General features: G+C 68.9%; 25 protein-coding genes. 12 read left to right on the plus strand and 13 right to left on the minus strand.

Annotated features, from left to right (window positions below; all coding sequences use genetic code 11):
- Positions 1-2: 2 nt before the first annotated feature.
- Positions 3-773 (minus strand): hypothetical protein, encoded by a 771-nt coding sequence (locus DFR72_RS22120; RefSeq protein WP_245983291.1) that lies wholly within the window; start codon positions 771-773, stop codon positions 3-5.
- Between the two features lie 6 nt (positions 774-779).
- On the opposite strand from DFR72_RS22120, the gene DFR72_RS47550 reads away from it, so the two are divergent.
- Positions 780-2,660, plus strand: coding sequence for a patatin-like phospholipase domain-containing protein (locus DFR72_RS47550; RefSeq protein WP_090074226.1), 1,881 nt, complete (start codon positions 780-782; stop codon positions 2,658-2,660).
- Between the two features lie 126 nt (positions 2,661-2,786).
- The gene (gene srmL, locus DFR72_RS22130; RefSeq protein ID WP_090074224.1) at positions 2,787-3,815 is read left to right on the plus strand and encodes a PheS-related mystery ligase SrmL; all 1,029 of its coding nucleotides are present in this window, start codon (positions 2,787-2,789) and stop codon (positions 3,813-3,815) included.
- Here srmL and DFR72_RS22135 read toward each other — a convergent pair.
- Positions 3,788-4,624: an SAM-dependent methyltransferase gene (locus tag DFR72_RS22135; RefSeq protein ID WP_245983293.1), complete on the minus strand. Its 837-nt coding sequence runs from the start codon at positions 4,622-4,624 to the stop codon at positions 3,788-3,790. The two genes, srmL and DFR72_RS22135, sit on opposite strands and share 28 nt — an antisense overlap.
- 46 nt (positions 4,625-4,670) lie before the next feature.
- On the opposite strand from DFR72_RS22135, the gene DFR72_RS22140 reads away from it, so the two are divergent.
- The gene (locus tag DFR72_RS22140; RefSeq protein ID WP_090074222.1) at positions 4,671-5,381 is read left to right on the plus strand and encodes a cytochrome P450 family protein; all 711 of its coding nucleotides are present in this window, start codon (positions 4,671-4,673) and stop codon (positions 5,379-5,381) included.
- Between the two features lie 76 nt (positions 5,382-5,457).
- Entirely contained in the window at positions 5,458-7,809 is a 2,352-nt protein-coding gene (gene lon, locus DFR72_RS22145) for an endopeptidase La (protein WP_090074320.1), read from the plus strand.
- 60 nt (positions 7,810-7,869) lie between these two features.
- Here the strand turns inward: lon and DFR72_RS22150 are convergent, their stop codons facing one another.
- From DFR72_RS22150 to DFR72_RS22165, 4 genes are all read right to left on the minus strand, one after another.
- Positions 7,870-8,346 (minus strand): AMIN-like domain-containing (lipo)protein, encoded by a 477-nt coding sequence (locus DFR72_RS22150; RefSeq protein ID WP_143087019.1) that lies wholly within the window; start codon positions 8,344-8,346, stop codon positions 7,870-7,872.
- Between the two features lie 62 nt (positions 8,347-8,408).
- Positions 8,409-8,879 carry an AMIN-like domain-containing (lipo)protein gene (locus tag DFR72_RS22155; RefSeq protein ID WP_090074218.1) on the minus strand — a complete coding sequence of 157 codons (471 nt, stop codon included), beginning with the start codon at positions 8,877-8,879 and terminating at the stop codon, positions 8,409-8,411.
- An 18-nt stretch (positions 8,880-8,897) separates the two neighbouring features.
- A complete protein-coding gene (locus DFR72_RS22160) occupies positions 8,898-9,347 on the minus strand; it encodes an AMIN-like domain-containing (lipo)protein (RefSeq protein WP_090074216.1) in 450 nt (149 codons plus the stop codon).
- A 66-nt stretch (positions 9,348-9,413) separates the two neighbouring features.
- Complete coding sequence (locus DFR72_RS22165) at positions 9,414-9,974, minus strand: polysaccharide deacetylase family protein (protein ID WP_342768664.1); 561 nt, start codon at positions 9,972-9,974, stop codon at positions 9,414-9,416.
- Positions 9,975-10,273: 299 nt separating this feature from the next.
- Here DFR72_RS22165 and DFR72_RS22170 point away from each other — a divergent pair, with 299 nt between their 5' ends.
- From DFR72_RS22170 to DFR72_RS22180, 3 genes are all read left to right on the plus strand, one after another.
- Complete coding sequence (locus DFR72_RS22170) at positions 10,274-10,801, plus strand: YbhB/YbcL family Raf kinase inhibitor-like protein (protein ID WP_090074315.1); 528 nt, start codon at positions 10,274-10,276, stop codon at positions 10,799-10,801.
- Between the two features lie 549 nt (positions 10,802-11,350).
- Entirely contained in the window at positions 11,351-12,724 is a 1,374-nt protein-coding gene (locus DFR72_RS22175) for a mycothione reductase (RefSeq protein ID WP_090074213.1), read from the plus strand.
- A gap of 64 nt (positions 12,725-12,788) precedes the next feature.
- Positions 12,789-13,202, plus strand: coding sequence for an NADPH-dependent FMN reductase family protein (locus DFR72_RS22180; RefSeq protein ID WP_090074211.1), 414 nt, complete (start codon positions 12,789-12,791; stop codon positions 13,200-13,202).
- On the opposite strand, the gene DFR72_RS22185 is transcribed toward DFR72_RS22180, so the two are convergent.
- Positions 13,199-13,612, minus strand: coding sequence for a VOC family protein (locus DFR72_RS22185; protein WP_090074209.1), 414 nt, complete (start codon positions 13,610-13,612; stop codon positions 13,199-13,201). The genes DFR72_RS22180 and DFR72_RS22185 overlap by 4 nt on opposite strands.
- 68 nt (positions 13,613-13,680) lie before the next feature.
- Positions 13,681-14,868 carry an MFS transporter gene (locus DFR72_RS22190; protein ID WP_245983296.1) on the minus strand — a complete coding sequence of 396 codons (1,188 nt, stop codon included), beginning with the start codon at positions 14,866-14,868 and terminating at the stop codon, positions 13,681-13,683.
- Between the two features lie 105 nt (positions 14,869-14,973).
- On the opposite strand from DFR72_RS22190, the gene DFR72_RS22195 reads away from it, so the two are divergent.
- Genes DFR72_RS22195 through DFR72_RS22205 form a run of 3 tightly spaced genes read left to right on the plus strand, consistent with a single transcriptional unit; the run spans position 14,974 to position 17,881 of the window.
- Positions 14,974-15,645 (plus strand): FadR/GntR family transcriptional regulator, encoded by a 672-nt coding sequence (locus DFR72_RS22195; RefSeq protein ID WP_090074208.1) that lies wholly within the window; start codon positions 14,974-14,976, stop codon positions 15,643-15,645.
- 44 nt (positions 15,646-15,689) lie between these two features.
- Positions 15,690-16,793, plus strand: coding sequence for an epoxide hydrolase family protein (locus DFR72_RS22200; RefSeq protein WP_211335478.1), 1,104 nt, complete (start codon positions 15,690-15,692; stop codon positions 16,791-16,793).
- Positions 16,790-17,881 carry a winged helix DNA-binding domain-containing protein gene (locus tag DFR72_RS22205; protein WP_090074205.1) on the plus strand — a complete coding sequence of 364 codons (1,092 nt, stop codon included), beginning with the start codon at positions 16,790-16,792 and terminating at the stop codon, positions 17,879-17,881. The genes DFR72_RS22200 and DFR72_RS22205 overlap by 4 nt, the downstream gene beginning before the upstream one ends.
- A 159-nt stretch (positions 17,882-18,040) precedes the next feature.
- Here the strand turns inward: DFR72_RS22205 and DFR72_RS22210 are convergent, their stop codons facing one another.
- Positions 18,041-18,934 (minus strand): LysR family transcriptional regulator, encoded by an 894-nt coding sequence (locus DFR72_RS22210; RefSeq protein ID WP_090074202.1) that lies wholly within the window; start codon positions 18,932-18,934, stop codon positions 18,041-18,043.
- A gap of 74 nt (positions 18,935-19,008) precedes the next feature.
- On the opposite strand from DFR72_RS22210, the gene DFR72_RS22215 reads away from it, so the two are divergent.
- Entirely contained in the window at positions 19,009-19,902 is an 894-nt protein-coding gene (locus DFR72_RS22215) for an EamA family transporter (protein ID WP_090074200.1), read from the plus strand.
- On the opposite strand, the gene DFR72_RS22220 is transcribed toward DFR72_RS22215, so the two are convergent.
- Complete coding sequence (locus DFR72_RS22220) at positions 19,826-21,325, minus strand: cobyric acid synthase (protein WP_090074198.1); 1,500 nt, start codon at positions 21,323-21,325, stop codon at positions 19,826-19,828. The two genes, DFR72_RS22215 and DFR72_RS22220, sit on opposite strands and share 77 nt — an antisense overlap.
- A gap of 28 nt (positions 21,326-21,353) precedes the next feature.
- On the opposite strand from DFR72_RS22220, the gene DFR72_RS22225 reads away from it, so the two are divergent.
- Positions 21,354-22,034: an alpha/beta fold hydrolase gene (locus DFR72_RS22225; protein ID WP_090074308.1), complete on the plus strand. Its 681-nt coding sequence runs from the start codon at positions 21,354-21,356 to the stop codon at positions 22,032-22,034.
- Here DFR72_RS22225 and map read toward each other — a convergent pair.
- The 3 genes from map to DFR72_RS22235 are packed head-to-tail and all read right to left on the minus strand — an operon-like array spanning position 22,021 to position 24,807.
- On the minus strand, positions 22,021-22,878 hold the full coding sequence (gene map, locus DFR72_RS22230; RefSeq protein ID WP_090074195.1) for a type I methionyl aminopeptidase: 858 nt from the start codon (positions 22,876-22,878) through the stop codon (positions 22,021-22,023). The genes DFR72_RS22225 and map overlap by 14 nt on opposite strands.
- Positions 22,879-22,888: 10 nt before the next feature.
- A complete protein-coding gene (locus DFR72_RS47555) occupies positions 22,889-23,017 on the minus strand; it encodes a hypothetical protein (protein WP_256241091.1) in 129 nt (42 codons plus the stop codon).
- Positions 23,017-24,807: a penicillin-binding transpeptidase domain-containing protein gene (locus DFR72_RS22235; RefSeq protein WP_245983300.1), complete on the minus strand. Its 1,791-nt coding sequence runs from the start codon at positions 24,805-24,807 to the stop codon at positions 23,017-23,019. Before DFR72_RS22235 ends, DFR72_RS47555 begins: the two co-directional genes overlap by 1 nt.
- Positions 24,808-24,811 lie beyond the last annotated feature (4 nt).

A 24,811-nucleotide genomic window follows, 5' to 3' on the forward strand; every position in this document is an offset into this window, starting at 1 on the left:
CGTCAGACCGGGTAGCCGGTCGCCAGGACGTCGCCGGTGACGGCGGCCAGGGACGTGCCGGGGTTGAGCGCGGTCACGACGTCCGCGGTCAACGGCCGCCCGGCGTAGAAGTGCCGGACCGCGCCGAGGTCGACCGGCATCTCGTAGTAGTCCTGCGCCCACTCCTGGAACGCCTCGGGCGTGCCGTCGGTCAGCAGGGCGAACAGCCAGTCGGCCCCGTCGTCGCCTCCCTCGGGGAAGGCGATGTCTCCGTGCCGCCATGCGGTGCCGCCGTGCTCACGCCACAGGCACACCGTCAGACACGGCGTGTCGAACTCGTCGGTGAACGCCGGTTCCTCCACGCACTTCCGGAACACTTCGGGCACTGAGTCGAGAACACCGGGCCACGGTTCCTCGTCGTCGGTGGCGTAGGGGCTCATGGGCGACTCGTGGTCGAAACCGCGCACGTACGCCCCTGCGGCCGTGAACACGATGTCGTACTCGTTGCCCGCGCCGTCCCGCATGGACGCCAGCTCCTCGCCAGGCGCCCACGCGGTGTCGTGGAGGTGGCGCCGGTGATCGCTGCCGGGGTTCAGCACGACGTCCAGAGCCGCCAGCGCACGGCACAACTCGCGCAGCTCCGGGATGGCGGGCAGGAGACGAGCGACGTCGTACGCGGTCACGGCGACATCCAAGCAGGTGGCCGGAACGTAGGAGTGCTGGTCACGGGTGGAGATCGACTTTGCGGCGTCCGAGTGAACTTCGTCGTCCAGCGACGCGGGTCGAGCGATCATCGGCACATGGAGTACGACCGCTACTGCGACCTGACCATGCGCGGCGGTACGACCAGCGGAGTCGTGTACCCGCTCGCGGTCGCCTCGCTGGCCCGCCACTACGAGTTCAAGCAGATCGGTGGCGCGTCCGCCGGTGCGATCGCGGCGGGGTTCACGGCGGCGGCCGAACGCGGGCGCGCCTCCGGTGGCTTCGAGAAGCTGGCAGGGCTGATCGACTGGTTCACGTCCGGGTCGGGCGCCGAGCGGTGGCGGATGGCGCAGCTGTTCCAGCCCGGCGAGAAGACGCGTGCGCTGTACCGGATCGTCGTCGCGTCCATGCAGAAGCGGGAGACGACGGGGCGCAGTGCGATCTCGTGCCTGTTCTTCGCGTTGCTGGGCGCGGTCGGGTGGCGCGCGAAGGCCGTGCTGGCGCTGATGGCGTTGCTGTGGCTGGGCGGGCCCGTGCTGTTCTCGGCCTGGCTCGCGCCTTCGGCGTATCCGGTGTGGCTCGCGGCGGTCGTCGTCGTGGTGGCGCTGGCGTGCCTGGTGATCGTGCTGTGGCCGTTGCGGTCGAGTCTGCCCTGGCCTGCCTGGGTGTTCGCGGCGGTACCGCTCGCGTTGGGGCTGGCGTTCTCCCGGCACCACGCGACGGCGGCGATCGTGCTGCTGGTGTGGCTGGTGCTGTCGCTGGCGGCCGTCAGCGCGCTGTTCGTCACGTACGGATATGCCGTGCAGCGTTTCCTGAAGAACAACGCGCGGTCCATCCACTTCGGACTCGTGCCCGGCACCGGTGACTTCAGGCCGTCGTGGCTCGACCGGCTGGCGGGCGTGCCGAAGTCGACCGGCGTGCCGCCGCTGGCCGACTGGATCGCGGACCGGCTGGACGACATCGCGGGGACCGACGAGGCGTTGACGTTCGGCGACCTCGGCGACATCAACCTCGTGCTGATGACGACCGACCTGTCCGAGGGAAGGCCGTACCGGTTGCCGTTCGAGGAGCAGTGGCAGTACTGCGAGGAGTGTCTCAGCCACGTCCTGCCGCGCAGGGTCGTCGAGCAGCTGAACGGGCGCGAAACGGCGGAGAAGTGCCCGCTGCACGAGTACATGCCGTTGCTGGACCTGCCTTCAAGGGACCAGCTGCCGGTCGTGGTCGCCGTGCGGATGTCGCTGTCGTTCCCCGGCCTGATCGCCGCGGTGCCGTTGTGCCGGGACGGGCGCGTGCACTGGTTCTCCGACGGCGGCATCACCAGCAACTTCCCGATCCACTTCTTCGACGCGCTGCTGCCGCGCTGGCCCACGTTCGGCCTGAGCCTGCAGCCCTACCCGAACGGCGACACGAACGACGTGTGGCTGCCGGAGCAGGACGCGTCGGCCTCGGGCACGCCCTACGCGTCGATCGGTTCCATGCCGCGGTTCCTCGTGTCCATCCTGGACACGTTCCTGGACTGGCGCGACACCATGCAGTCGGCGCTGCCCGGCTACCGCGGCCGCATCGCGCACGTGCGGCAGTCGGCCGACGAGGGCGGCTCGAACCTGTTCATGCCGCCGGCCACGATCCGCAAGCTCGCACTGCGCGGCCAGCGGGCCGGCGACCTGCTGCGCGAACGCTTCCAGCAGCAGCAGAACACCGACCGCTACCGCTGGATCCGGCTGCGCATCGCGCTGCGCGAGTACCAGGACCTCGGCGCGCAGGCCGCCGACCGCGACGCGCTGTACGAGGAACTGCTGCGGCGGTTCGAGATCCCCGAGGAGCTGCACGACTGGTTCCGCACTCCGCCGGCCGACGGTGATCCGTTCCGGGCGGGGATCGAGGTCGCGCTGGACCACGTCGGGCTGCTCAAGGACGACGGGCCGTTCGACGGGGTGCCGCCGGTCGATCCGGATTTGCGGCTGACGCCACCCGAGTAGGCGCGCTAGCCTGGCCCCGTGACGCGATTTAGCCACCCCCGACCCGCGTGGGTGGCGCGCGCCTGAAATTCCCGTCGGTCGGGGGACTCCGCAACCAGGAACCCAGGCCAGAAGAACGGGAAACCCATGTACCGCACCGAAGAACTCGTGCACGCCCTGAACGTCCGCGACCTCACCGATCCCGCGCAGGGCCCGCACGCGATGCAACTCCTGATCGCCGAACTCAAAGCCGCGCTGGACCACCCGCGGGAAGTCCGCCACCACCCGCTCGTTCCGGTGGAGCACAACTACGAGCACCTCGGCTACCCGAGGGACGCGATCACCCGCGACGCCCGCTACACCAGGTACGTCAGCGAGACCTGCATGTTGCGCAGCCACACCACGGCGATGATCCCGCCCGCGCTGAAGGACGTGTCCCCGGACGTGACGCTGCTCTGCCCCGGCCTGGTCTACCGCCGCGACACGGTCGACCGCCTGCACACCGGCACACCGCACCAGCTCGACGTCTGGCGGATCAGCACCGACCCCGAACCACTCGACGACCTCATCGACACGGTCGTCACGACCTTGTTGCCCGGCAAGCGTTATCGCACGATCGACGCCGAGCACCCGTACACCACGCACGGCAAGCAGATCGACGTCGAGCACGACGGCCAGTGGGTTGAGGTCGGCGAGTGCGGAAGGGCCGCGCGGCACGTCCTCAAACACCACCCGCACGGCCTCGCGATGGGCCTGGGGCTGGACCGGGTCCTGATGCTGCGCAAGGGAGTCCCGGACATCCGCCTGCTGCGCAACCCCGCCCCGCGCATCAGTTCACAGATGCTGGACCTGGCCGGGTACCGGCCGATCTCCCGGCACCCGGCCGCGATCCGGGACATCTCGATCATGGCGGACAACGACGACGACGCGGACACGCTGGGCGACCGGATCCGCGCGCTGGTGCCCGAGGACGTCGTCGAGGAGATCGAGGTTCTCAGCGAGACGCCGTCGGAGCAGCTGCCGGGCCACGTCCAGGAGCGGCTCGACGCGAGGCCGGGCCAGAAGAACGTGCTGATCCGCGTGACGATGAGGGCGCCGGAACGCACCCTCACCGACCGCGAGACGAACGAGATCAGGGACAGGCTGCTTCAGGGCTTGCGGCCCACGGCGCCGTAGATGCCCACGTGGGCGTCGTCGAAGGAGTCCGGGCGCCAGTCGTTGACCGCGACGACGCCCGGCTCCAGCACCTCCATGCCCTCGAAGAACCGCGTCACCTCGGCGTGCGTGCGCATGGTGAGCTTGTTGTCCGAGTTGCTGTAGATCTTGGCGACCTCACGTGCCTCGGCGAGTTCCTGTTCGGACAGCGTGTCCCAGGTGGCGTGGGTGATGGCCAGGTACGAGCCGGACGGCAGGTCGGCCATGTACTGCGCGATGGCCTCGTACGGGCTGTCGGTGTCCGGGACGAAGTGCAGCGCGGCGATGACCAGCACGCCGACCGGGCGGGAGAAGTCGAGCGTCTCGCGGGCGCCGGCGAGGACCGTGGAGGTCGCGCGCAGGTCGGCGAGGATCGCGTTCGCGTTGGGGTTGTCGGCCAGCAGGGCGTTGCTGTGCGAGACGGCGACGGGCTCGAAGTCGACGTAGACGACGCGCGCGTCCGGGTTGTCGTGCTGGGCGATCTCGTGGACGTTGCCGACGGTCGGGATGCCCGATCCCAGGTCGAGGAACTGGTCGACGCCCTCCGTCATCAGGTGGCGGACGACCCGGCGCAGGAAGGAGCGGTTCGCCTGCGCGCTCTGGGCGACGCCGGGGAAGATCTGCTCCACCTGCTTGGCGGCGGCGCGGTCGGCTTCGAAGTTGTGCGAGCCGCCCAGGTAGTAGTCGTACATCCGCGCCACGCTCGGGCGCGTGACGTCGACCGTGGACGGGACCCACTTCAGCTCTTCCATCACGTGCGCATCCTCCGTCGTCGCCACACGGGTGTCCACCGCCACACATCCGAACCGAGATGGTTTCGGTCACGTGTGAGGAACCATGCACTCCAGCACTGCCGAACGCCATGCGAGGTTCCGCCTTCTCAGGGAACGCTCGCCGGTGCACTTCGACGCCGATATCGGCGGGTGGTGCATCACCCGTTACGACGACGTACTCACAGTGCTCGGCATCGATTCCGGTGATCCGGAACCACTACCCAAACGGGCGATCGCGCGTGCCGTGAAGCTCGCCCGGCCGGTGATCACCCTGAGCACCCTCGAGATGCTCGACGCCGACGACGCCGCGTTCACGCAGTCGGTCGCGGCGACGGCGGCCGAGGCGTTCACGCTCGCGCACGGCGTGGAAGCGTTCGCGGCCACTGCCCTGGCCACCACGCAGGCGTTCCTCTCCAACGCGTTGCGCGCGCTGCACGACCACCCTCATCAGGCCGAGCTGCTCAGGACCACCCCGGAGCTCGCGAAGGACGCCGCCGAGGAGCTGCTGCGGTTCGACACCCCGATCCCCATCGCTCCCGCCCGCCGGACGCCCCACCCGGTCGTGCTGAGCGGGCGTACGGTCGAGGCAGGCGAGGTGCTCGTGCCGTTCGTGGCGGCGGCCAACCGGTGTTCGGTGAGGTTTCCGGGTGGCGACCGCCTCGACCTGCGCCGCAGACCCGTCGGCGTGCTGGCCGCGTGCCCCACGAGCGCCGCGCTGGCCCGCGCGACCGGTGAGATCGCGCTGGTCAGGCGCCTCCGGGCAGCTGCTCGCTGACAGCGAACACGGCGGGGGAACACCGGCCCACTCCATTTGGTTGAGCGGTACAGACTCAACTTTGGAGGGTGACGAGATGGGCGAGACTCTGGCCCTGCCGGTTCTGCCGCTGGACGACGTCGTGGTGCTTCCCGGCATGGTCGTGCCGATCCGCATCTCCGGCGAGGACGCGAGCTCCGAGGCGCGTGCGGCCGTAGACGCGGCCACGACCGCAGCAAATCATCAAGTGCTCCTCGTCCCACGGCTGGACGGGAAGTACGCAGCAGTAGGCACGCTGGCCGAGATCGAACAGGTGGGCCGTCTGCCCGGTGGCGAACGCGCTGCCGTCGTGCGCGGCACCAAGCGCGTGCGCATCGGCACGGGCACCACGGGACCGGGCGCGGCGCTGTGGGTGAACGCGACGATCGCGGACGACTCCCCGATCACCGACCGGACACGCGAGCTCGCGAAGCAGTACCGCGCTCTCGTGACGAACATCCTGCAGACGCGCGGCGCGTGGCAGATGGTCGACTCGGTGCAGCAGATCAGCGACCCGTCCGCGCTGGCCGACCTCGCGGGCTACGCCTCCTACCTCGACGACCAGAAGAAGATCTGGCTGCTGGAGACGAGCGACGTCACCACCCGGCTGGAGAAGCTGGTGGAGTGGGGTCAGGCGCACCTGACCGAGCTCGACGTCAACGAGACGATCGCGAAGGACGTCAAGGAAGGCGTCGAGAAGCAGCAGCGGGAGTTCCTGCTGCGCCAGCAGATGGCCGCGATCCGCAAGGAGCTGGCCGAGCTCGACGGCAAGCCGGCGACCGAGCAGGACGACTACCGCGCCCGCGTCGAGGCTGCGGAGCTGCCGGAGAAGGTCGCGAAGGCCGCGCTGGCCGAGGTCGACAAGCTGGAGCGCACCTCCGAGCAGTCGCCCGAGGTGGGCTGGATCCGGACGTGGCTCGACACCGTCCTCGAGATGCCGTGGAACGAGCGGACCGAGGACTCCTACGACATCAAGGCGGCGCGCGAGATCCTCGACGCCGACCACGCGGGTCTTGACGACGTGAAGCAGCGCATCACCGAGTACCTGGCCGTGCGCAAGCGTCGTGCCGACCGCGGCCTGGGCGTGGTGGGCGGCCGTCGTTCCGGCGCCGTGCTCGCGCTGACGGGCCCTCCCGGCGTCGGCAAGACGTCGCTCGGCGAGTCCGTGGCACGGGCGATGGGCCGCAAGTTCGTGCGCGTGGCGCTCGGTGGCGTCCGCGACGAGGCCGAGATCCGCGGCCACCGCCGCACGTACGTCGGCGCGCTGCCCGGCCGGATCGTCCGCGCGATCAGCGAGGCCGGTTCGATGAACCCGGTCGTGCTGCTCGACGAGATCGACAAGGTGGGCTCCGACTACCGCGGCGACCCCACGGCGGCGTTGCTCGAGGTGCTGGACCCGGCGCAGAACCACACGTTCCGCGACCACTACCTGGAGGTCGAGCTCGACCTCTCGGACGTGGTGTTCCTCGCGACCGCGAACGTGCTGGAGTCGATCCCGGCGCCGTTGCTCGACCGCATGGAGCTCGTGCAGCTCGACGGCTACACCGAGGACGAGAAGGTCACGATCGCCAGCGGCCACCTGCTGCCGCGCCAGGTCGAACGCGCCGGCCTCACGCCTGAGGACGTCACGTTCGACAAGCCCGCCCTGCACCAGCTCGCGAGCGAGTACACGCGGGAAGCCGGTGTGCGGCAACTGGAACGGGCCCTCGCGCGCATCCTGCGCAAGGCGACCGCGAAGGTGGCACTGGGCGAGGCCGAGTTCCCGATCACGGTCGACCAGCCGTCGCTGAAGTCCTACATCGGCAGCCCGAAGAACACGCCCGAGTCGGCGGAACGCACGTCCGTCCCCGGCGTGGCGACGGGTCTGGCCGTCACGGGTGTCGGCGGCGACGTGCTGTTCATCGAGGCCTCGCTGGCCCCGAAGGACACCGGCGCGTCCGGCGTGACGCTGACCGGCCAGCTGGGCGACGTGATGAAGGAGTCCGCGCAGATCGCGCTGTCGTACCTGCGTTCGCACGACGACAGGGCCGCGGCGCTGGCCGACCGGGGAGTGCACATCCACGTCCCGGCGGGCGCGGTGCCGAAGGACGGTCCGTCCGCGGGCGTCACGATGACGACGGCACTGGCCTCGCTGCTCTCGGGCCGCCCGGTGCGTTCCGACGTGGCGATGACGGGCGAGATCTCCTTGACCGGCCGGGTGTTGCCGATCGGTGGCGTGAAGCAGAAGCTGCTGGCCGCTCACCGTGCGGGCATCACGACCGTGCTGCTGCCGCAGCGCAACGAGCCGGACCTGGAGGACGTGCCGGAGTCGGTGCGTGAGCAGCTGACGGTGCACTTCGTCTCGGACGTGGCCCAGGTGCTCGAGCACGCGCTCTCGAAGGAGACCGTCGCGACGACCGTTGCGGCGTAACGACAAAGACCCCTCGTGGGGGCAGCAGCGGCGACTGCTGCCCCCACGAGGCTTTCGTGTCTAGAGGCCCACGTCGATGACGAGCCGGTTCGGGCTCGTCAGCGTGAACACGCGGTGCCACGAGTAGTGGTTGCTGTACCCGACGGCGATCCCGAGAGTGGCCTCGAAGTCGCACGTGAGCGCGACCCCGCGAACGTGACTCAGGCCGGGCGTCGCGAAGTTCTGCGACCCGGTGTACGTCAGGTTCCCGTTGTCGTCGTGCGCGGCCGCACCGATCAGCGTGACCGACAGGATCTCGTTGACTCCAGGCGCCGCGATGGCGATCGGGTTCCCGGACGCGCAGTGCGCCACGCTCGTGACCTCACTGACCCGGTGCTCCGACGGCAACGCGGAGAGGTCCAGCACCACGCGGCTGAACCCGACGTGCTGTCCGGTCCGGATGTTCGACAGCGTGGGCGTGCTCTGCGCCGACGCGACCGGCACGAAGGTGAAGACCGCCAGTACCGCCACAAGCAGTGCGACAAGACGTTTGTTCATTTTGGCCCCCTCTCAGGGCTCACTTGATGCCCTAAAGACGTGTGACCCACGCCACAGTTGCCTCAGCGTGAGTAGACATCGATGACGACCCGGTCGGGATTGGTCAGCGTGAAGACCTTGTGCCACGAGTCCGGGTCGTCGTAGCCGACCGCGATGCCGAGCGTCGCCTCGAAGTCACAGGTGAACGCGATGGTCTTCACGTTGGTCAGGCCCACCGGCGAGAAGTTGCGCGGCCCCGTGTAGGTGGGGTCGAAGTTCTCGTCGTACGAGGCGGCGTAGTGGAACACCGACTCGAGGATCTCGTTGCCCTGCACGGGAACGGGGTTGCCTGAACCGCAGTTGACGACCGAACCGGTCTCCCGGGACTGGTGGTTGCTCGGCAGCCCGTTCATGTCGAGCACGATCCGCTCGAACCCGTCGTGCTTGCCGGTCCGGATGTTCGTGAGCTCGGCATGCCCCTGAGCCGAAGCCACCGGAACGAACGTGAACACCGCGGCCACCGCGAGCAGCACCGCGCCAAGACGCTTCTTCACCGTCTCCCCCTCTGGATGTCAGCTGTTCTCGACGTCGACGACGACACGGGTCGGGTTGTCCAGGAACGAGACCTCGTACGTCCGCCCCTTGCCCGCGTACCCGATCGAAAAGCCGAGGTGCGCCTCGAAGTCGCACGTGTTCGTGACGCTCCGGACGTTCAAGAGCCCAGGCGTCTCGAACGAACGCGGCCCCGTGTAGCCGTGCGCGTTGGCGGGCAGCATGGTGACGTCCAGGAACTCGTCACCCTTGGCCGAGATCGGTTTGCCGGACCCGCAGTGGTAGGGCTCGGCCGACCGTTCCGCCGTCACCTCGGGCCGCGGCCCGTCGAGCTCGAACACGACCCGGTCGAACCCGGCGTGCCGCTCGGTGCGGATGTCCGTGAGCCGGTTGCCCTCAGCCGCGGACGCGGCCGGCACGACGCTCATCGCCATCCCCACGGCGACGAGCGCGACAGCAATGCGCTTCATCTCTCCCCCTCTTCCCCGAAAGGCCCCTCACGTGGACACGCCCCACGAGCCCTCCGGGTTGCCCCGCTACCCCAGGAAGTCCTCCAGCGGCACAGGCGTCAGCCCGTCCTGCTTCGCCCGGTTCAGAAAAGCCGTGAAGTCCTCGACGAACGTCGTGCGAAAGTGCATGAGCACGATGTCCCCGCGGTTGAGCCTGTCCCCCTGCTGGAACTGCACCCGCCCGTCGTTGACGGCAGCAGTCCAGTTCACCAACGCCTTGAACCCACACCCAGCAGCCGCCTGACGAGTGGCCGAGTCGTAGTTTCCGAACGGCGGCCGGAACAACGTGGGCCGCTTCCCGTAGTCCCCGGCGAGGAAGTCGGCGTTGCCGCAGATCTCGTTCTTCTGGAACTCGAGCCCCTTCCCCATCAGGTTCGGGTGGTTCGACGTGTGACTGTGCACCGTCACGGGCAACCGCTTGAAGTAGTCCTTGTGCCCCTCGGCGTACTTGGTGTTCAGGAAGACCGACGGCCACACCCCGGCCTCGATCATCAACTCCCGAGCCTTCGGATGCTGCACGGCCCCGTCGTCGATGGTGATGAACACGTACGGCTTGTCCGTCTCAATCCGCGTGACAACGGGCACCATCCCGTCGACAACAGCAGGCGCATGCGCCTGCACAGTCCCGTACGAATACGGCGGCTCGAACATCCGCCTGGGCCGCTCAGTCGAACTGGTCGTCACCGGCGCCAACGACGTGGTCAACACCGGACCACCGGACTGCGTTCCAGGCGCGTCCCCACACGCCACAACCCCGGCAACCAGCAAAAAGGCAGCAAGAAGCCGCATCTTGGACATCAAAATCCCCCTCCACGCGAAAGACGTCGCGCAGGCCCTCATGGTTGCACGGGGCTAGGGTCGAAGTGATCACAAAGAAGGAGGACCACATGAGCCTCGAGCGCCCAGTCGCTCCCGACCCCTACGAACTGCTACCGCAGGTCGGCACCTTCACCGTCACCTCGACGGACGTGCGCGACGGCGAGCAACTCCCCGACGCCCAGGTCTTCGAGGGCGGCAACACCTCCCCGCAACTGACCTGGTCGGGCTTCCCGGAGGAGACCCGCAGCTTCGTGGTCACCTGCTACGACCCGGACGCCCCAACCCCGTCGGGCTTCTGGCACTGGGTGGCCGTGAACATCCCGGCGACCACCACCAGCCTGGACACAGGCGCAGGCGCCGAAGACGCCACCCTCCCAGGCGACGCCTTCCACGTCCGCTCCGACTACAGCACCCGAGCCTTCGGCGGCGCCGCCCCACCCAAGGGCGACCACCCCCACCGCTACTACTTCGTGGTGCACGCGGTAGACGTGGACAAGCTGGACGTGGACGAGAACGCCTCCCCGGCAGTGGTGAGCTTCAACCTGGCCTTCCACACCCTGGCAAGGGCCATCATCACCCCCACCTACCAGCACTAACAGCACTAACAGCAAGCGCCTGATCGCACGCGAAGCCGAAGGCGAGCCGTCCCTCGCACGCGAAGCCGAAGGCGAGCTGTCCTTACCGCGCGGTATGGGCGGTGGGTCCCATCACGAGTCGCGCCATAGCTCTTGCTGCATGTGTGAAGGGGTGTCAACTCGACACGCTTTTCGTCGAGTTGACACCCTTCTCACATGTGGCCCGCTCTTGGCTCGGCTCGTGATGGGACCCACCGCCAACGCACTCTCTAACCACCGGCGGCCGCCCAACTCAACAGGCGTGCCATCAACCCACCCGTGGCGTGGACCCCTGATCAGATTGCCGGGGTCTGGGGCAGAGCCCCAGGAAAACGCACGCAACCGCAAGCCCGGCGCCCGCAAGATGACCACCCGCAAGGTCGCGGCAGGCAAAGGCGACCACCCACAAGGTCGCGGCAGGCAAAGGTGACCACCCGCCCGGCCACCACCCGCAAGGTCGCGCCCCCTCGTAAGCCCTCCACAACCCCCTTCAAGGGAACACCCCCACCCCCGAAATGGTTGGATCCTCACGTGAGGCACTTCGACCTGGTCATAATCGGCACCGGCTCCGGCAACAGCATCCCGACGGAAGCCATGGCAGGCTGGCAGATCGCCATCCTGGAAAAGGGCACCTTCGGTGGCACCTGCCTGAACGTGGGCTGCATCCCCACCAAGATGTTCGTCCACACAGCAGACCAGGCCGCAGCCCCTGCAAACGCCAAGAAACTGGGCGTGGACGCACATCTGGACAAGGTCCACTGGCCAGAGATCCGGGACCGGATCTTCAACAGGATCGACCCGATCGCGGAGGGCGGCCGCAACTGGCGCGCCAACGAGAACGCGAACGTGACGGTCTACGAGGGCACCGCGCACTTCATCGACGCGCACACGATCGACACGGGCACCGGCGAGACGATCACCGCCGACCGGATCGTCGTGGCTGCGGGCAGCCGCCCGACCGTTCCGGACATCGCGGACCTGGACACGACGGGTTTCCACACCAGCGACACCGTCATGCGTCTCGACGAGCTGCCCGAGAGCCTGATCATCGTCGGCAGCGGTTTCATCGCCTCGGAGTTCGCGCACGTCTTCAGCAGCTTCGGCGTCGAGGTCACCGTGATCGCCCGGTCGAACCTCCTGCTCCGTCACGAGGACCTGGAGATCGCCCAGCGCTTCACCGAGGTCGCCAAGGGCAAGTGGAACGTCCTGCTCAACCGCAAGACCACCCGCGCCGAGAAGACCGCGACCGGCGTGAAGCTCCACCTGGAAGGCCCCAACGGCGAGGAAACCGTTGAGGCACAACAGCTCCTCATCGCAACGGGCAGGCAGCCCAACAGCGACCTGCTCCAGGTCCAGAACGCCGGACTCGACCAGCACGGCGATGGCCGCGTCAAGGTCGACGAGTACCAGCGCACGAGCCAGCCGCACATCTTCGCCCTCGGCGACATCAGCTCGGACTACCAGCTCAAGCACGTCGCGAACCACGAGGCCAAGGTCGTCCAGCACAACCTGGCGCACCCCGACGACCAGATCAAGAGCGACCACCGCTTCGTGCCGGCCGCCGTCTTCTCCAGCCCGCAGATCGCGAGCGTCGGCCTGACCGAGGAACAGGCCAAGGAGAAGGGCATCCGCTACGTCACCGCCAGCCAGGCCTACGCGTCCATCGCGTACGGCTGGGCCATGGAGGACACGACCGGCTTCGCGAAGCTGATCGCGGACCCGTCCACCGGTCAGCTCCTCGGCGCGCACATCATCGGGCCGCAGGCCTCGTCGGTGATCCAGCCGCTGATCCAGGCGATGAGCTTCGGTCTGGACGCGAAGTCCATGGCACGTGGCCAGTACTGGATCCATCCGGCGATGCCCGAACTGGTCGAGAACGCGCTCCTGAACCTGCCGCTGGACTGAATTCCCTGAAGGACAGGGACTTACGCCGCTGCCCAAAACGAGCGGCACCAACGACGATGCAGCGATGACAGACAGAGTCCTCGTCGCCTACACGTCGAAAACAGCTGCCACGGACGAGATCGCCGAGATCATCGGCACCGAACTCGCGGGCTGCGGGCTGAGAGTCACCGTGCTCCCAGTCGCCGCGGCCGAGTCGCTGCACGGGTTCGGTGCCGTGATCTTGGGTGACGCCGCGGCGCGGGACGCGCATCGGTTCGTGAAGCGGCACAGGGTCTACCTCAAGCACACGCCCATCTGGTTGTTCCACCGCGGCACGCCTCCCGTGCCGAACGACGTCACCCGCATGGTCCGCAGGCTGGGCGCGAGCGGGCCGATCAGCTTCGGCGGGGAGGCACCGGACTGGGACCGCGCCCAGGCCTGGGCCCGCTACCTCGCCGACCAGCTCGCGGTGCTGCACCGCGGTTTCGTCTCCAACTAGGCCGGCTGGGCCTGCTGGATCCGGACCGTGTTCCCGGCGGGATCGCGGAACACGCAGTCCCGCGCACCCCAGGGCTGGTCGGCCGGTTCCTGCACGACGTCAGCACCACCGGCCTGAAGCTCGTCGAACGCGCTGTCGAGATCCGGCGTGGTCAGGTTGATGAACGCGTACGACCCGTTCTCGATCATCTCGGCGATCGCGGTCCGATGACCGTCCGTGAGCCCTTCGGCCATGGCAGGCGGTTCCAGGACCACGGCGGCGCCGCTACCGGCCGGTGCGACGGTGATCCAGCGCATCGTGCCCTGGCCGACGTCGGCGCGGACCTCCCAGCCGAGCAGGTCGCGGTAGAACGCGAGCGAGGCCTCGGGGTCGGTGTGCGGGAGGAACGTGGCTTGAATGGTGATGTCCATGCCGGCAACGCTAGGACCAGCACGAACGTGAAGCTTCTCGATTCCTGACCGGCTGGCCGGGACAGGGCCTAGACGTAACGGGGACGCCCGGCGATCATGCCGAGCACGGTCAGCGCGGCGAGCAGCACCAGCTGCAGCGTCAACGACGTGGTCCACGTCCCGGTGGCCTCGCGCAGCACGCCGAACGCGAACGGCCCGGAAGCCGCGATCAGGTAGCCGATGCTCTGCGCCATCGCCGACAGCCGCGCGGTGTCCGAAGTGGACTTGGTGCGCAGCGACATCACCAGCAGCGCCAGCGGGAACATGCCCATGCCGAACCCGATCAGCACCACCCAGAGCCCCGGTGCGGCGGCGGGTGCCACCAGCATGCCCAGGATCCCGCCGAACGACAGCACGCCCAGCGCGAGGACCATCGGTCCCTGGCTGGAGAACCGTGCGGCGAGAGGCGGTACGAACAGGCTCACCGGAACGCTCAGCAGCATCGAGACGGCGAGCAGCATGCCGGCGGTGTTCCGGTCGACGCCGGAGTCGACGAGCATCGCGGGCAGCCAGCCCATGACGGTGTAGGCGTACAACGACTGCAGCCCGAAGAACACCGTGATCACCCACGCCAGCGGGCTGCGCAGCAGGGACCGCTTCTCCACCGGAGCGACCGACCGCACCACGGTCGACGCGGCACCGTGCCGGGCCCCGGCGAACCACACGACCAGCGCACCGGCCGACAACAGCGCCCACGCGCCGACGGCCAGGCGCCACGAGCCGAGCCACTCCTCCATCCGAGGAGTCAGCGCGGCGGCCAGGGCCGCACCCGCGGAGAGCGCTCCCGTGTACACACCGGTGAGCAGCCCGACCTTGTTCGGGAAGGACGCCTTCACCACCACCGGGATCAGCACGTTGGACACCGCGATGCCCGCGCACGCGATGAAGGTGCCGCCCAGCACGACCCACGGACCGTCGATCACGCGCAGCACGAGGCCGAGCGTGAGCACCCCCAGTGACAGTCCGATCGCACGAGCCATGCCGAGGCGGCGACCCAGCCAGGGGGCCGCGAACGCCGCGAAGCCGAAACAAAGCGCCGGAACGGCCGTCAGCGCACTGGTCCAAGCGGCCGAAACCCCAAGGGCGGCGCGGACATCACCGAGGACCGAGGCCAGACTGGTCACCGCAGGCCGGAGATTCGCGGCAGCGAGGGCGACCCCGATCGCGAGCAACGTGGACCCGACCAGCGGAACGTGACGATTCTTGACGACCGTCACCCTGCGACCTGGATCGGTGGCAGTCTGTGCGGCAAGAGTCGTCTGCTTCATCGTCACGCGAGCCACTATCGCAGACGTAGGATGTTCGGATGAAAGGATGACGCTGTGCCGTTGGCCACTACCCGACGGGCGGGTCTCGTCGACCAGGTGATCGAGCAGATGCGCGGCGCGATCACGACTGGTGAATGGCCCGTCGGGCAGCGCATCCCGCCCGAACCCGAGCTGGTCACCGCGCTCGGGGTGGGGCGGAACACGGTCAGAGAGGCCGTGCGCGCGCTCTCCCACGCCGGACTGCTGGAGGTGCGGCAGGGCGACGGCACGTTCGTCCGCGCGACCAGCGAGATCTCCGGTGCCGTCCGCCGCATGTGCGGGACCGAACTGAAGGAAGTGCTCCAGGTCCGCCGCACCCTCGAGGTGGAAGGCGCGCGCCTGGCTGCGAAGCACCGCACGGACGCCGAGTTGGCGCGCCTCACCGAGTTGCTGCAGAAGCGCGACGCGGCGATGGAGGGCGAGCAGTGGGCCGAGGTGATCGAGCACGACACGGCGTTCCACGTGCTGCTCGTGCAGTGCTCCCACAACACGCTTCTAGCCGAGCTCTACCAGGGCTTGACCGAGGCGGTCAAAGCTTCGGTGGCGGCCTCTGTCGACACCAGCCAGCCCGGCCAGGACCAGGTGTCGCACACCGGGCTGCTGCACGCGGTCCGGGACGGAGACCAGGAGAAGGCGGCGATCGAGGCGGGCGGTTTCTTCGAGGAGCTGATCGAGAAGTTCTGCTGAACCGCGGACAAGGGCTGTCCGCATGAGCTCATAGCGTGGGGGCCATGGAGATCACGCCGTTCCGCATCGAGATCCCGCAGGCGGAGATCGACGACCTCCGCTCCCGCCTGGCCGGCACGCGCTGGCCGGAGGAGGACCTGCCGGGCGTCGGCTGGTCCTACGGCATCCCGCTGAGCTACCTGCGCCCGCTCGCCGAGTACTGGCGCGAGGGGTTCGACTGGCGCGCGCAGGAAGAGCGGATCAACTCCCACCCCCAGTTCACGACCGAGATCAGCGGGCAGCGCATCCACTTCCTGCACGTCCGCTCGAAGAACCCGGACGCGACGCCGCTGCTGCTCGTCCACGGCTGGCCCGGCTCGTTCGTCGAGTTCCTGAACGTGATCGAGCCGCTGTCGGACGACTTCCACCTCGTCATCCCGTCGATCCCCGGTTTCGGCTTCTCCGGCCCGGTCCGCAAGCCCGGCTGGAACGTCCTGCGCGTCTCGTGGGCCTTCGCGAAGCTGATGGAGGGCCTGGGCTACGACCGCTACGGCACGCAGGGCGGCGACTGGGGTTCGGGCATCGCACAGGAGATCGGCCGGGTGTTCCCCGAGCAGGTCATCGGCGTGCACGTGAACATGCTGCAGACCTTCCGGCCGCAGGGCGTCAACGACCTGTCGGACGAGGAGCTGCGCGCGCTGGAGTCGCTCGACCACTACCAGAAGGAGCTCTCCGGCTACATGCACCTGCAACGCAGCCGGCCGCGCACGCTGTCGTACGCGCTGACGGACTCGGCCGTCGGGCAGCTCGCGTGGATCGCGGAGAAGTTCCACGACTGGACGGACAACGACGGTGCGCCCGAGGACGCGGTGGACCGTGACCAGATGCTGACCAACGTGTCCGTCTACTGGTTCACCGGCACGGCGGGCTCGTCGGCGGCGCTGTACAAGGAGCAGTCGGCGACCTGGGGTCAGCAGCAGCCGTCGACCGTGCCGACCGGCGTCGCGATCTTCCCGCACGACCTGAGCCTGCCGGTGCGGTCGCTGGCGGAGAAGATGATCCCGTCGATCGTGCACTGGACCGAGTTCGACCGCGGCGGTCACTTCGCCGCGATGGAGGAGCCGGACCTGCTGGTCCAAGACATCAGGAAGTTCTTCGAATCGCTGTGAGCACAACACTCTCGAACCGCACCCTCAACCGGACCCTCCTGGCTCGGCAACTGCTCCTGGAGCGGACGCCCATGCCGATCGTCGAGGCCGTCGAGCACCTCGGCGGCCTTCAGGCCCAGGCACCGATCCCGCCCTACCTCGCACTGTGGACGCGGCTCAAGCCGTACAAGGTCGACGCGCTGAGCAAGCTCATCATCGACCGCTCACTGGTGCGGATGACGTTGTGGCGCGGCACGTTGCACCTGATCTCGGCCGACGACGTGTACCTGATGCGCACCGCGTTGCAGCCGGAGCTCGACAAGTGGGCGAAGATCGTGATGCCGCCCGCCACCCGCGTCGAGATCGACCTGGAGAAGCTGGCGCGGATCACCCGCGAGTACATCGACGCCGAACCGCGCACGGTCGCGGAGATCGGCGCGCACCTGGAGGAGCACTTCCCCGAGGCCAAGGCCCGCGAGATGTCGACGCAGGCGCAGATGCTGGTGCCGATGATCCAGGTGCCGCCGCGCGGGATCTGGGGCGTGGGCGGCGTTCCGCAGAACGTCGCGATGGCCTCGTGGCTCGGGCGCGAGCTCCCCGAACGGGCCGCGGTGCCGGAGCTGATCAAGCGGTACCTGCGCGCGTTCGGACCGGCGACGCTCGCGGACATGCAGGCGTGGTCCCGGTTGATCGGGCTCAAGGCGCACGCGGCGGATCTCGACCTCGTGGAGTACAAGAACGAGGACGGCAAGGTGCTGCTCGACGTGCCGGACGGCGTGATCGTGTCCGAGGACGTGCCGGCACCCGCGCGGTTGCTGCCCGCGTTCGACAACGTGCTGCTGGGGCACGCCGACCGCAGGCGGATCATGAGCGAGGAGGCGCGGTCGCGCTGGGGCGCGGTGCGCAACGGCGTGTTCCCGCCGACGTTCCTCGTGGACGGGTTCCTGCGCGGCACCTGGAACGTGGTGGAGAACAAGGACGCGGCGACGCTGACGATCGAGCCGTACTTCAAGACCACCAAGAAGGACATGGCCGGCGTGGTCCGCGAGGCCAAGGCGGTGCTGAAGGTGATGTCCCCCAAGAAACCGCACGTGGTCCTCGCTCCCTAGCGGCGCGACTCGGAACGTTGGCGAGGTGATCCACGCTCAGCAGGGCGCCTCGCGGTGCCGCCCCCACGCCCACGTACGACCAGTACGAGGACGTGGGGGCGGCACCACGATGCACCCGTCTGACCGCGAATTCCCCCGGCAACCTTCCGAGCCACACCACTAGAGCACCATCTGCTTGATCACGTCGAGAGTCGCGGTGATGGCGGGCCTGCGCGAGGCCTGGGTCCGCCACACCGCGTACAGCCGCCGCGTGGGCGTGGGCCGCAACGGCACGGCCTTGACGTTGTCCGGCACCTCTCCCCTGCCCAGCCGCGGGATCAGGGCCACGCCGATCCCCTTGGCCAGCAACGCGATCTGCGTCCGGTACTCGCTGATCCGGTACGCCACCACCGGTTCGATGCCGGCGCCGTGGAACGTCCGCTCCAGCCAGTCGAAGCAGATCGAGCCTTCGGTCTGGCAGATCCACCGCTCGCCGGCGAGGTCGATCGGTTCGAGGAACTCCTTGCGCGACAACGGGTTGGTGACGGGGATCAGCACCTCCGCGACGTCGTTGACGAGGAACGCGCGCGACAGCGACTCCGGCACGGGCAGGGGCGTGTTCGCCCAGTCGTGCACGATCGCCAGGTCGAGTTCGCCGCGTGCGACGGCCTCGGTGGCGTAGGGCGGGTCGATCTCCGTGAGCCGCACGTCGAGGGCCGGGTGCTGCTCGGCCAGGCGCACCAGGACGTCGGGCAGCAGGCCGCGCGAGGCCGTGGCGAAAGCGCCGATGCAGAGGCGGCCGATCGCGGCGCCCCGCTGTTCCTCCAGCGCGACCTCGGCCTCCTCGACGAGCTTGAGGACCTGGCTCGCGGTGTCGGCGAGCAGGCGCGCGGCGTCGGTGAGGCGGACCCCGCGGCCACTGCGTTCCAGCAGCGTGGTGCGGGTCTCGCGTTCGAGCTTGGCGATCTGCTGAGACACCGCGGACGGCGTGTAGCCGAGCACCTCGGCCGCGGCGCCGACCGTGCCGTGCACGGCGATGGCGTGCAGTGCCTTCAGCCTTCCGAGATCGAGCATGTAGCAATGCTAAACCTAGAACCTTAGAAATCGGAACTAGTGCTAAATAGTTGTCGTAGCTCAGGCTTGAGGGCATGAGTCCCCGTCACGTCCTGCTCGCTGTGCTGGTTGCCGCAATCTGGGGCTTCAACTTCGTCGTGCTCAAGGTCGGCCTGGACGAGTTCCCGCCGATCCTGTTCTCCGCGCTGCGGTTCCTCGCGGCAGCGGTGCCCGCGATCTTCTTCATCGGCCGGCCGTCGGTGGCCTGGCGCTGGGTCATCTCGGTCGGGCTGGTGCTGGGCGTCGCGAAGTTCAGCTTCCTCTTCATCGGACTGAAGGCGGGCATGCCGGCGGGGCTGTCGAGCCTGGTGCTGCAGAGCCAGGTCATCTTCACGGCGGTGTTCGCGGCGGTCGTGCTGCGCGAACGGCCGAAGCCCGTGCAGGTCACCGGCATCGCCCTGGCCCTCGCGGGGATCGGGGTGATCGCGTGGGACTACGGCCTCTCGTCGCCGCTGCTCGGGTTCGCGCTGATCGTCGCGGCGGCGGTCTGCTGGGGCGTGTCGAACGTGCTGATGCGGTACGCACGGCCGGCGGACACGTTGCGGTTCATGGTGTGGGTGAGCGCCGTCGCGGTGCTGCCGTTGTTCGCGCTGTCGGCACTGACCGAGGACATGAGCGCGCTCGGCCGCCTGGACTGGAGCGGGGCGGCCGCCGTCGGGTACGTCGCGTGGATCTCGACCTTGCTCGGGTTCGGCATCTGGGGATTCCTGCTGCGCCAGTACGAGTCGTCCGTCGTGGCGCCGTTCTCGTTGCTGGTGCCGGTGTTCGGGATGTTCTCGGCGTGGGCGTTCCTCGGCGAGGACCTGACCGGGCTGCAGTCCGTCGCCGGTGGCCTGGTGCTGGTCGGGCTGGCTATTCCACAGCTGCTGGGGCGCCGGGCGGCACGAACGGAAGTCCTGCCGGAGCCCCTCGTTCCAGCAGGTCGATGACGGCCTTGGTGTCGAGGTGGTCGGCGACCAGGTCGCCCAGCAGGTCCAACTGGGCTTCGCGGGCGGCCTGGAAGCTCACCTCGCCCGGTGCGAAGTCGCGGCCCGCGCGTTCGGCCGCCCAGAGCAGGAACCTGCGGCGGAACGCGTCGTTCTCCAGCAGGCCGTGCCAGTGGGTGCCGAGCACGCGCTCGGTCTGGGCCCCTTCGTCACCGATGAGCGGGGTCTCCCCGCTGCGGACGACCTGGCCGTGGTGGATCTCGTAGCCGGTGACGGGCTCGTCCCACGCGGTGCCCGACGGCGTGGCCAGCGTCTTGCGCGGCTGGAAGCGGATGTCGACGTCGAGCAGGCCGAGGCCGTCGACCGTTCCACGCCCCGACTCCACGTCGTCCTCGATCCGCTTGGACAGCATCTGGAACCCGCCGCAGATGCCGAGCACCGGGCCGTCGAAGCGCCCGATCGCCTGCGCCAGACCGGTTTCCCGCAACCAGGCGAGGTCGGAGACGGTGGCCTTCGAACCGGGCAGCACGACCAGGTCCGCGTCGGCCAGCCGGGACGGCTCCGTCACGAACCGCACCGAGACACCGGGTTCGCAGGCCAGCGCCTCGACGTCGGTGGCGTTCGAGATGCGCGGCAACCGGATCACGGCCACCCGCAGCCAGTCCCTGACGGGCGGCTGCGGCCTGCCGATCACGCCGTCCGCGTTGTAGGACAACGAGTCCTCGGCATCGAGCCAGAGTTCCTCGCGCCACGGCAGCACCCCGAGCACCGGCCGGCCGGTCAACGCCCTGAGCTGGTGCAGGCCCGGTTCGAGCAGCCTCGCGTCACCGCGGAACTTGTTGACGACGAAGCCGGAGATCAACGCCTGGTCCGCGGCGTCCAGCACCGCGACCGTGCCGAAGAGGTGCGCGAACACGCCACCGCGGTCGATGTCACCGACGACGAGCACCGGCAGGTTCGCGTGGACGGCCAGGCCCATGTTCGCGATGTCGTTGGCGCGCAGGTTGATCTCGGCCGGTGAGCCCGCACCCTCGCAGATCACGACCTCGTGGTCGCGCCTGAGCCCGTCCAAAGTGGACAACACGGTGCCGAGCAGCTGCTGCTTGCGTTCGCGGTAGCTCAGCGCCGAGACCTCGCCGACCGCCTGGCCGAGCACGACGACCTGGGACGTGCGGTCGCTGCCGGGCTTGAGCAGCACCGGGTTGAACCGGACGCTGGGCTCCTTGAACGCCGCGCGCGCCTGTACCGCCTGGGCGCGCCCGATCTCCCCGCCGTCGAGTGTGACGAACGAGTTGTTCGACATGTTCTGCGCCTTGAACGGCACGACGTCGACGCCCTGGCGTGCCAGAAAGCGGCACAGACCGGCCACCAGGACGCTCTTGCCCGCGTCCGAGGTCGTCCCACAGATCAACATCGCGCCCCGCATGGACGCCAATGCTGCCATCATCACCCCCATGCTCACCGTCGTGCTCATGCACAGCCCGTTCCTCGGCCCGTCGAGCATGCGCCCGCTCGCCGACGAACTGGCCTCCGACGGGATGGCAGTGCTGCTGGTCGACCTGCAGATGAGGATCAACGAGGCGCCCGTGCACCAGCGGCTGATCGGCGCCTTCGCCGACGCCCTGGAGGACGCGGGCGTCGGCGGCACGCTGGTGCTGGTGGGCCACAGCGGCGCCGGCCCGTTGCTGCCGTGCTTCGCCGACGCCCTCGAAATGGACGTGGCGGGCCTGGTGTTCCTCGACTCGGACCTGCCGACCCCGGGCAGGTCGTGGCGCGAGACCGTCGACCCGGCCCTCGTGAACAAGGTCAAGGCGTCGGTGCGGGACGGCAAGCTGCCGCGCTGGGACCGCTGGTTCGACTCGGACCCGCTGAAGCTCGTGCCCGCCGGTCTGCGCGAGGAGATGCGCGACGAGGCACCCGAGGTGCCGTGGGAGTTCCTGAAGGAGCAGCGCCCGAGCGTCGAGTGGTCCGGGGCATGTGGGTACGTGCAGCTGTCGCCGGTCTACGACGACGCGGCGGCTCGCGCCACGGAGCTCGGCTGGCCCGTGGAGCGCCTGGAGTCGCACCACCTGGCGGCCGCGACGTCGCCGTCGGCTGTCGCGGCCGCGCTGAAGGCAGTGATCAGCACACTGTGAGGATCTCCGAGCCGGTGTCGGTCACGACGATCGTGTGCTCGAACTGAGCGGTCCAGCTCTTGTCCTTCGTGGTGACGGTCCAGCCGTCGTCCCACATCTCGCCCTCGTAGTTCCCGAGCGTGATCATCGGCTCGATCGTGAACGTCATGCCGGGTTCCAGCACCGTCTTCACCGACGGCTCGTCGTAGTGCAGGACCACGAGGCCGCTGTGGAACGTGCGGCCGATGCCGTGGCCGGTGAAGTCGCGCACGACGCCGTAGCCGAACCGGTTCGCGTACGCCTCGATGACGCGGCCGACGACGTTGAGCTCGCGGCCGGGCTTCACGGCCTTGATGGCGCGCATCGTGGCCTCGTGCGTGCGCTCGACGAGGAGCTTGGCCTCCTCGGAGACGTCGCCCGCGAGGAAGGTGGCGTTCGTGTCGCCGTGCACGCCACCGATGAACGCGGTGACGTCGATGTTCACGATGTCGCCGTCCTCGACCACGGTGGTGTCCGGGATGCCGTGGCAGATGACCTCGTTGAGCGAGGTGCAGCACGACTTCGGGAAGCCGCGGTAGCCCAGTGTCGACGGGTACGCGCCGTTGTCGCACAGGAACTCGTGCGCCACGGCGTCGATCTCGTCCGTCGTCACGCCCGGCACGACGACCTTGCCGGCCTCCTGCAGCGCCTGGGCGGCGAGGCGCCCGGCGATCCGCATGGCTTCGATGATCTCCGGCGTCTGCACCCACGGGTCGGTGCCGCGCGTCGGCGCGGGCTTGTCGACGTACTCGGGACGCACGATGCGCGAAGGCACCTGACGTCGCGGAGATTGCACACCGGGTTGCAGCGGGGCACGAACAGACATGCACTCCAGATTAGCCTTGTGCGCGCCGCACGCCCTGAACCTGGTCCTCCGCCCTCGGCTCGGGCAGCCTGGGCACCGGCAGCAGGATGCCGGCCCGGATCAGGCGTTCACGGGTGGTCAGGTCCTTGGTCTTGCTCATCACGGCACCGCCTTGAGGAAACTCGCCGCCACCTCCACGGCCGGTGTCGAAGTTTCACCGCTGAGCACCAGGGTCGCGAACGCGAGATCGCCCCGGTAGCCCATGAACCACCCGTGTGAGTGCACGCCGTCACCGAACTGCGCCGTGCCAGTCTTGCCCCGCACGTCTCCGTACGGCTTGAGTTGCGGTGCAGTGCCCGACTCGACGACCTCGCGCATCATGGCGCGCACCGGGTCCAGCGCGGCCACGGGCGGCGCGGTGGGCTGTTTGTCCGCTTTGGTCTCCTTGCCCCGCACCAGCTGGGGCACCGGCACCGAGCCCTTCACGATCGACGCCGAGACGAGCGCCATGCCGAACGGCGAGGCGAGCACCTTGCCCTGGCCGAACGCGTCCTCCGCCCGTTCCACGACGTCGGTCGCGGGCGGCACGGACCCGGTGATCGTGGTCAGGCCCGCGATGTCGAAGTCGACGCCGAGGCCCAGCGACAGCGCGGCGCTCGGCAGCAGGTCCGGCGGCATGTCGACGGCGAGCTGCGCGAACGAGGTGTTGCAGGAGAACGCGAACGCGGAGTGCAGCGGGATCGTGCCCTTGTCGAACTCGTTCGAGTTCGGCACGATCCGCCGGCCGTCGATGGTGGTCTTGCCGGGGCACGGCACCGGGGTGTCGGCGGTGACCTTGCCGGACTGGATCGCGGCCAGCGCAGAGACCGCCTTCATCGTGGAGCCCGGCGGGAAGCGGCCGGTCAGCGCGAGCGCGCCCTGGGCGTCGGCCGGGTCGTTCTGCGCGACGGCCAGGATGTCGCCGGTGGACGGCTGGATGGCCACCAGGATCGTGGGCTGCGTGAGCGGCTCCACGGCGTCCTCGGCGGCGGCCTGGACCACCCGCGACAGCGCGATGTTCACGGCCTTGGCGGGCTCGGGGGCCTTCGAGTGCAGTTCCTCGACCTCCGTGCCCTGCGCGTCGACCGTGCTGACGCGGAACCCCGCGTTGCCGGCGATGTCGTTCTCGACGAGCTTGCGCACCGCGGGCAGCACCTGGGTGGCGAAGTTGCGGCTCGGCGCCAGCAACGACGTCTGCGAGCTGAACCGCACGCCGGGCAGGTCGTAGATCTTCGGCTTCACCGACTGGTAGTCGGCGTCCCGCAGCGCCGCCACCTGGTAGGCCTGACCCTCCGGGGTCTTGCCGACGCCGTCGGTGATCGTCTGCTGGGTGATGGCCTTGTCGAGCGGGTTCAGCGCGTCCGCGAGGGACTTCGTGACGGCCGCGACGTCGCCGGCCTCCTTGCCGACGAGCAGCACCGAGACGACGCGTTCGGGGGCGAGCAACGGCGTGCCGTCGCGGTCGAGCACCGGCGCCGGGTCCGGTGTGAGCTCGGCGAGCTTGACCGTCTGCTGCGGTGCGAGCTTCGGGTGCGCCACCGACGACGCCCAGTGCACCTTCCACGTGCCGCCGTCCTGACGCACGTCGAACTTGGTCGGGTAGGTCCAGTGGCGGTTCTTGCCGAGGTTCCAGTCGAGCGTGACGGACGCTTCGGACGCCAGCTCGCCGTTCTTGCGGATCTGGTCGACCTTGCTGCTCAGGCCTTCCGGCTTGAGCGCTCCGCGGAACTTCTCGAGGGTGTCCTTGGCGTCGTTCGGGTTGTCCGTCATCCCGGCGGCACCCTGCACGTCACCGGACGCGAGCTTGGCCAGGAAGTCGTTGGTGATCTCCGGTGGCCCTGGTTCGGATTCGAACAGCCCACAGCCGCTCACCGTCACCAGCAACACCGTGATCGTCGCGAGAAGGCGCACCCGC

This window comes from Lentzea flaviverrucosa, from assembly GCF_003350445.1.
Classification (GTDB): Bacteria; Actinomycetota; Actinomycetes; order Mycobacteriales; family Pseudonocardiaceae; genus Lentzea; species Lentzea californiensis.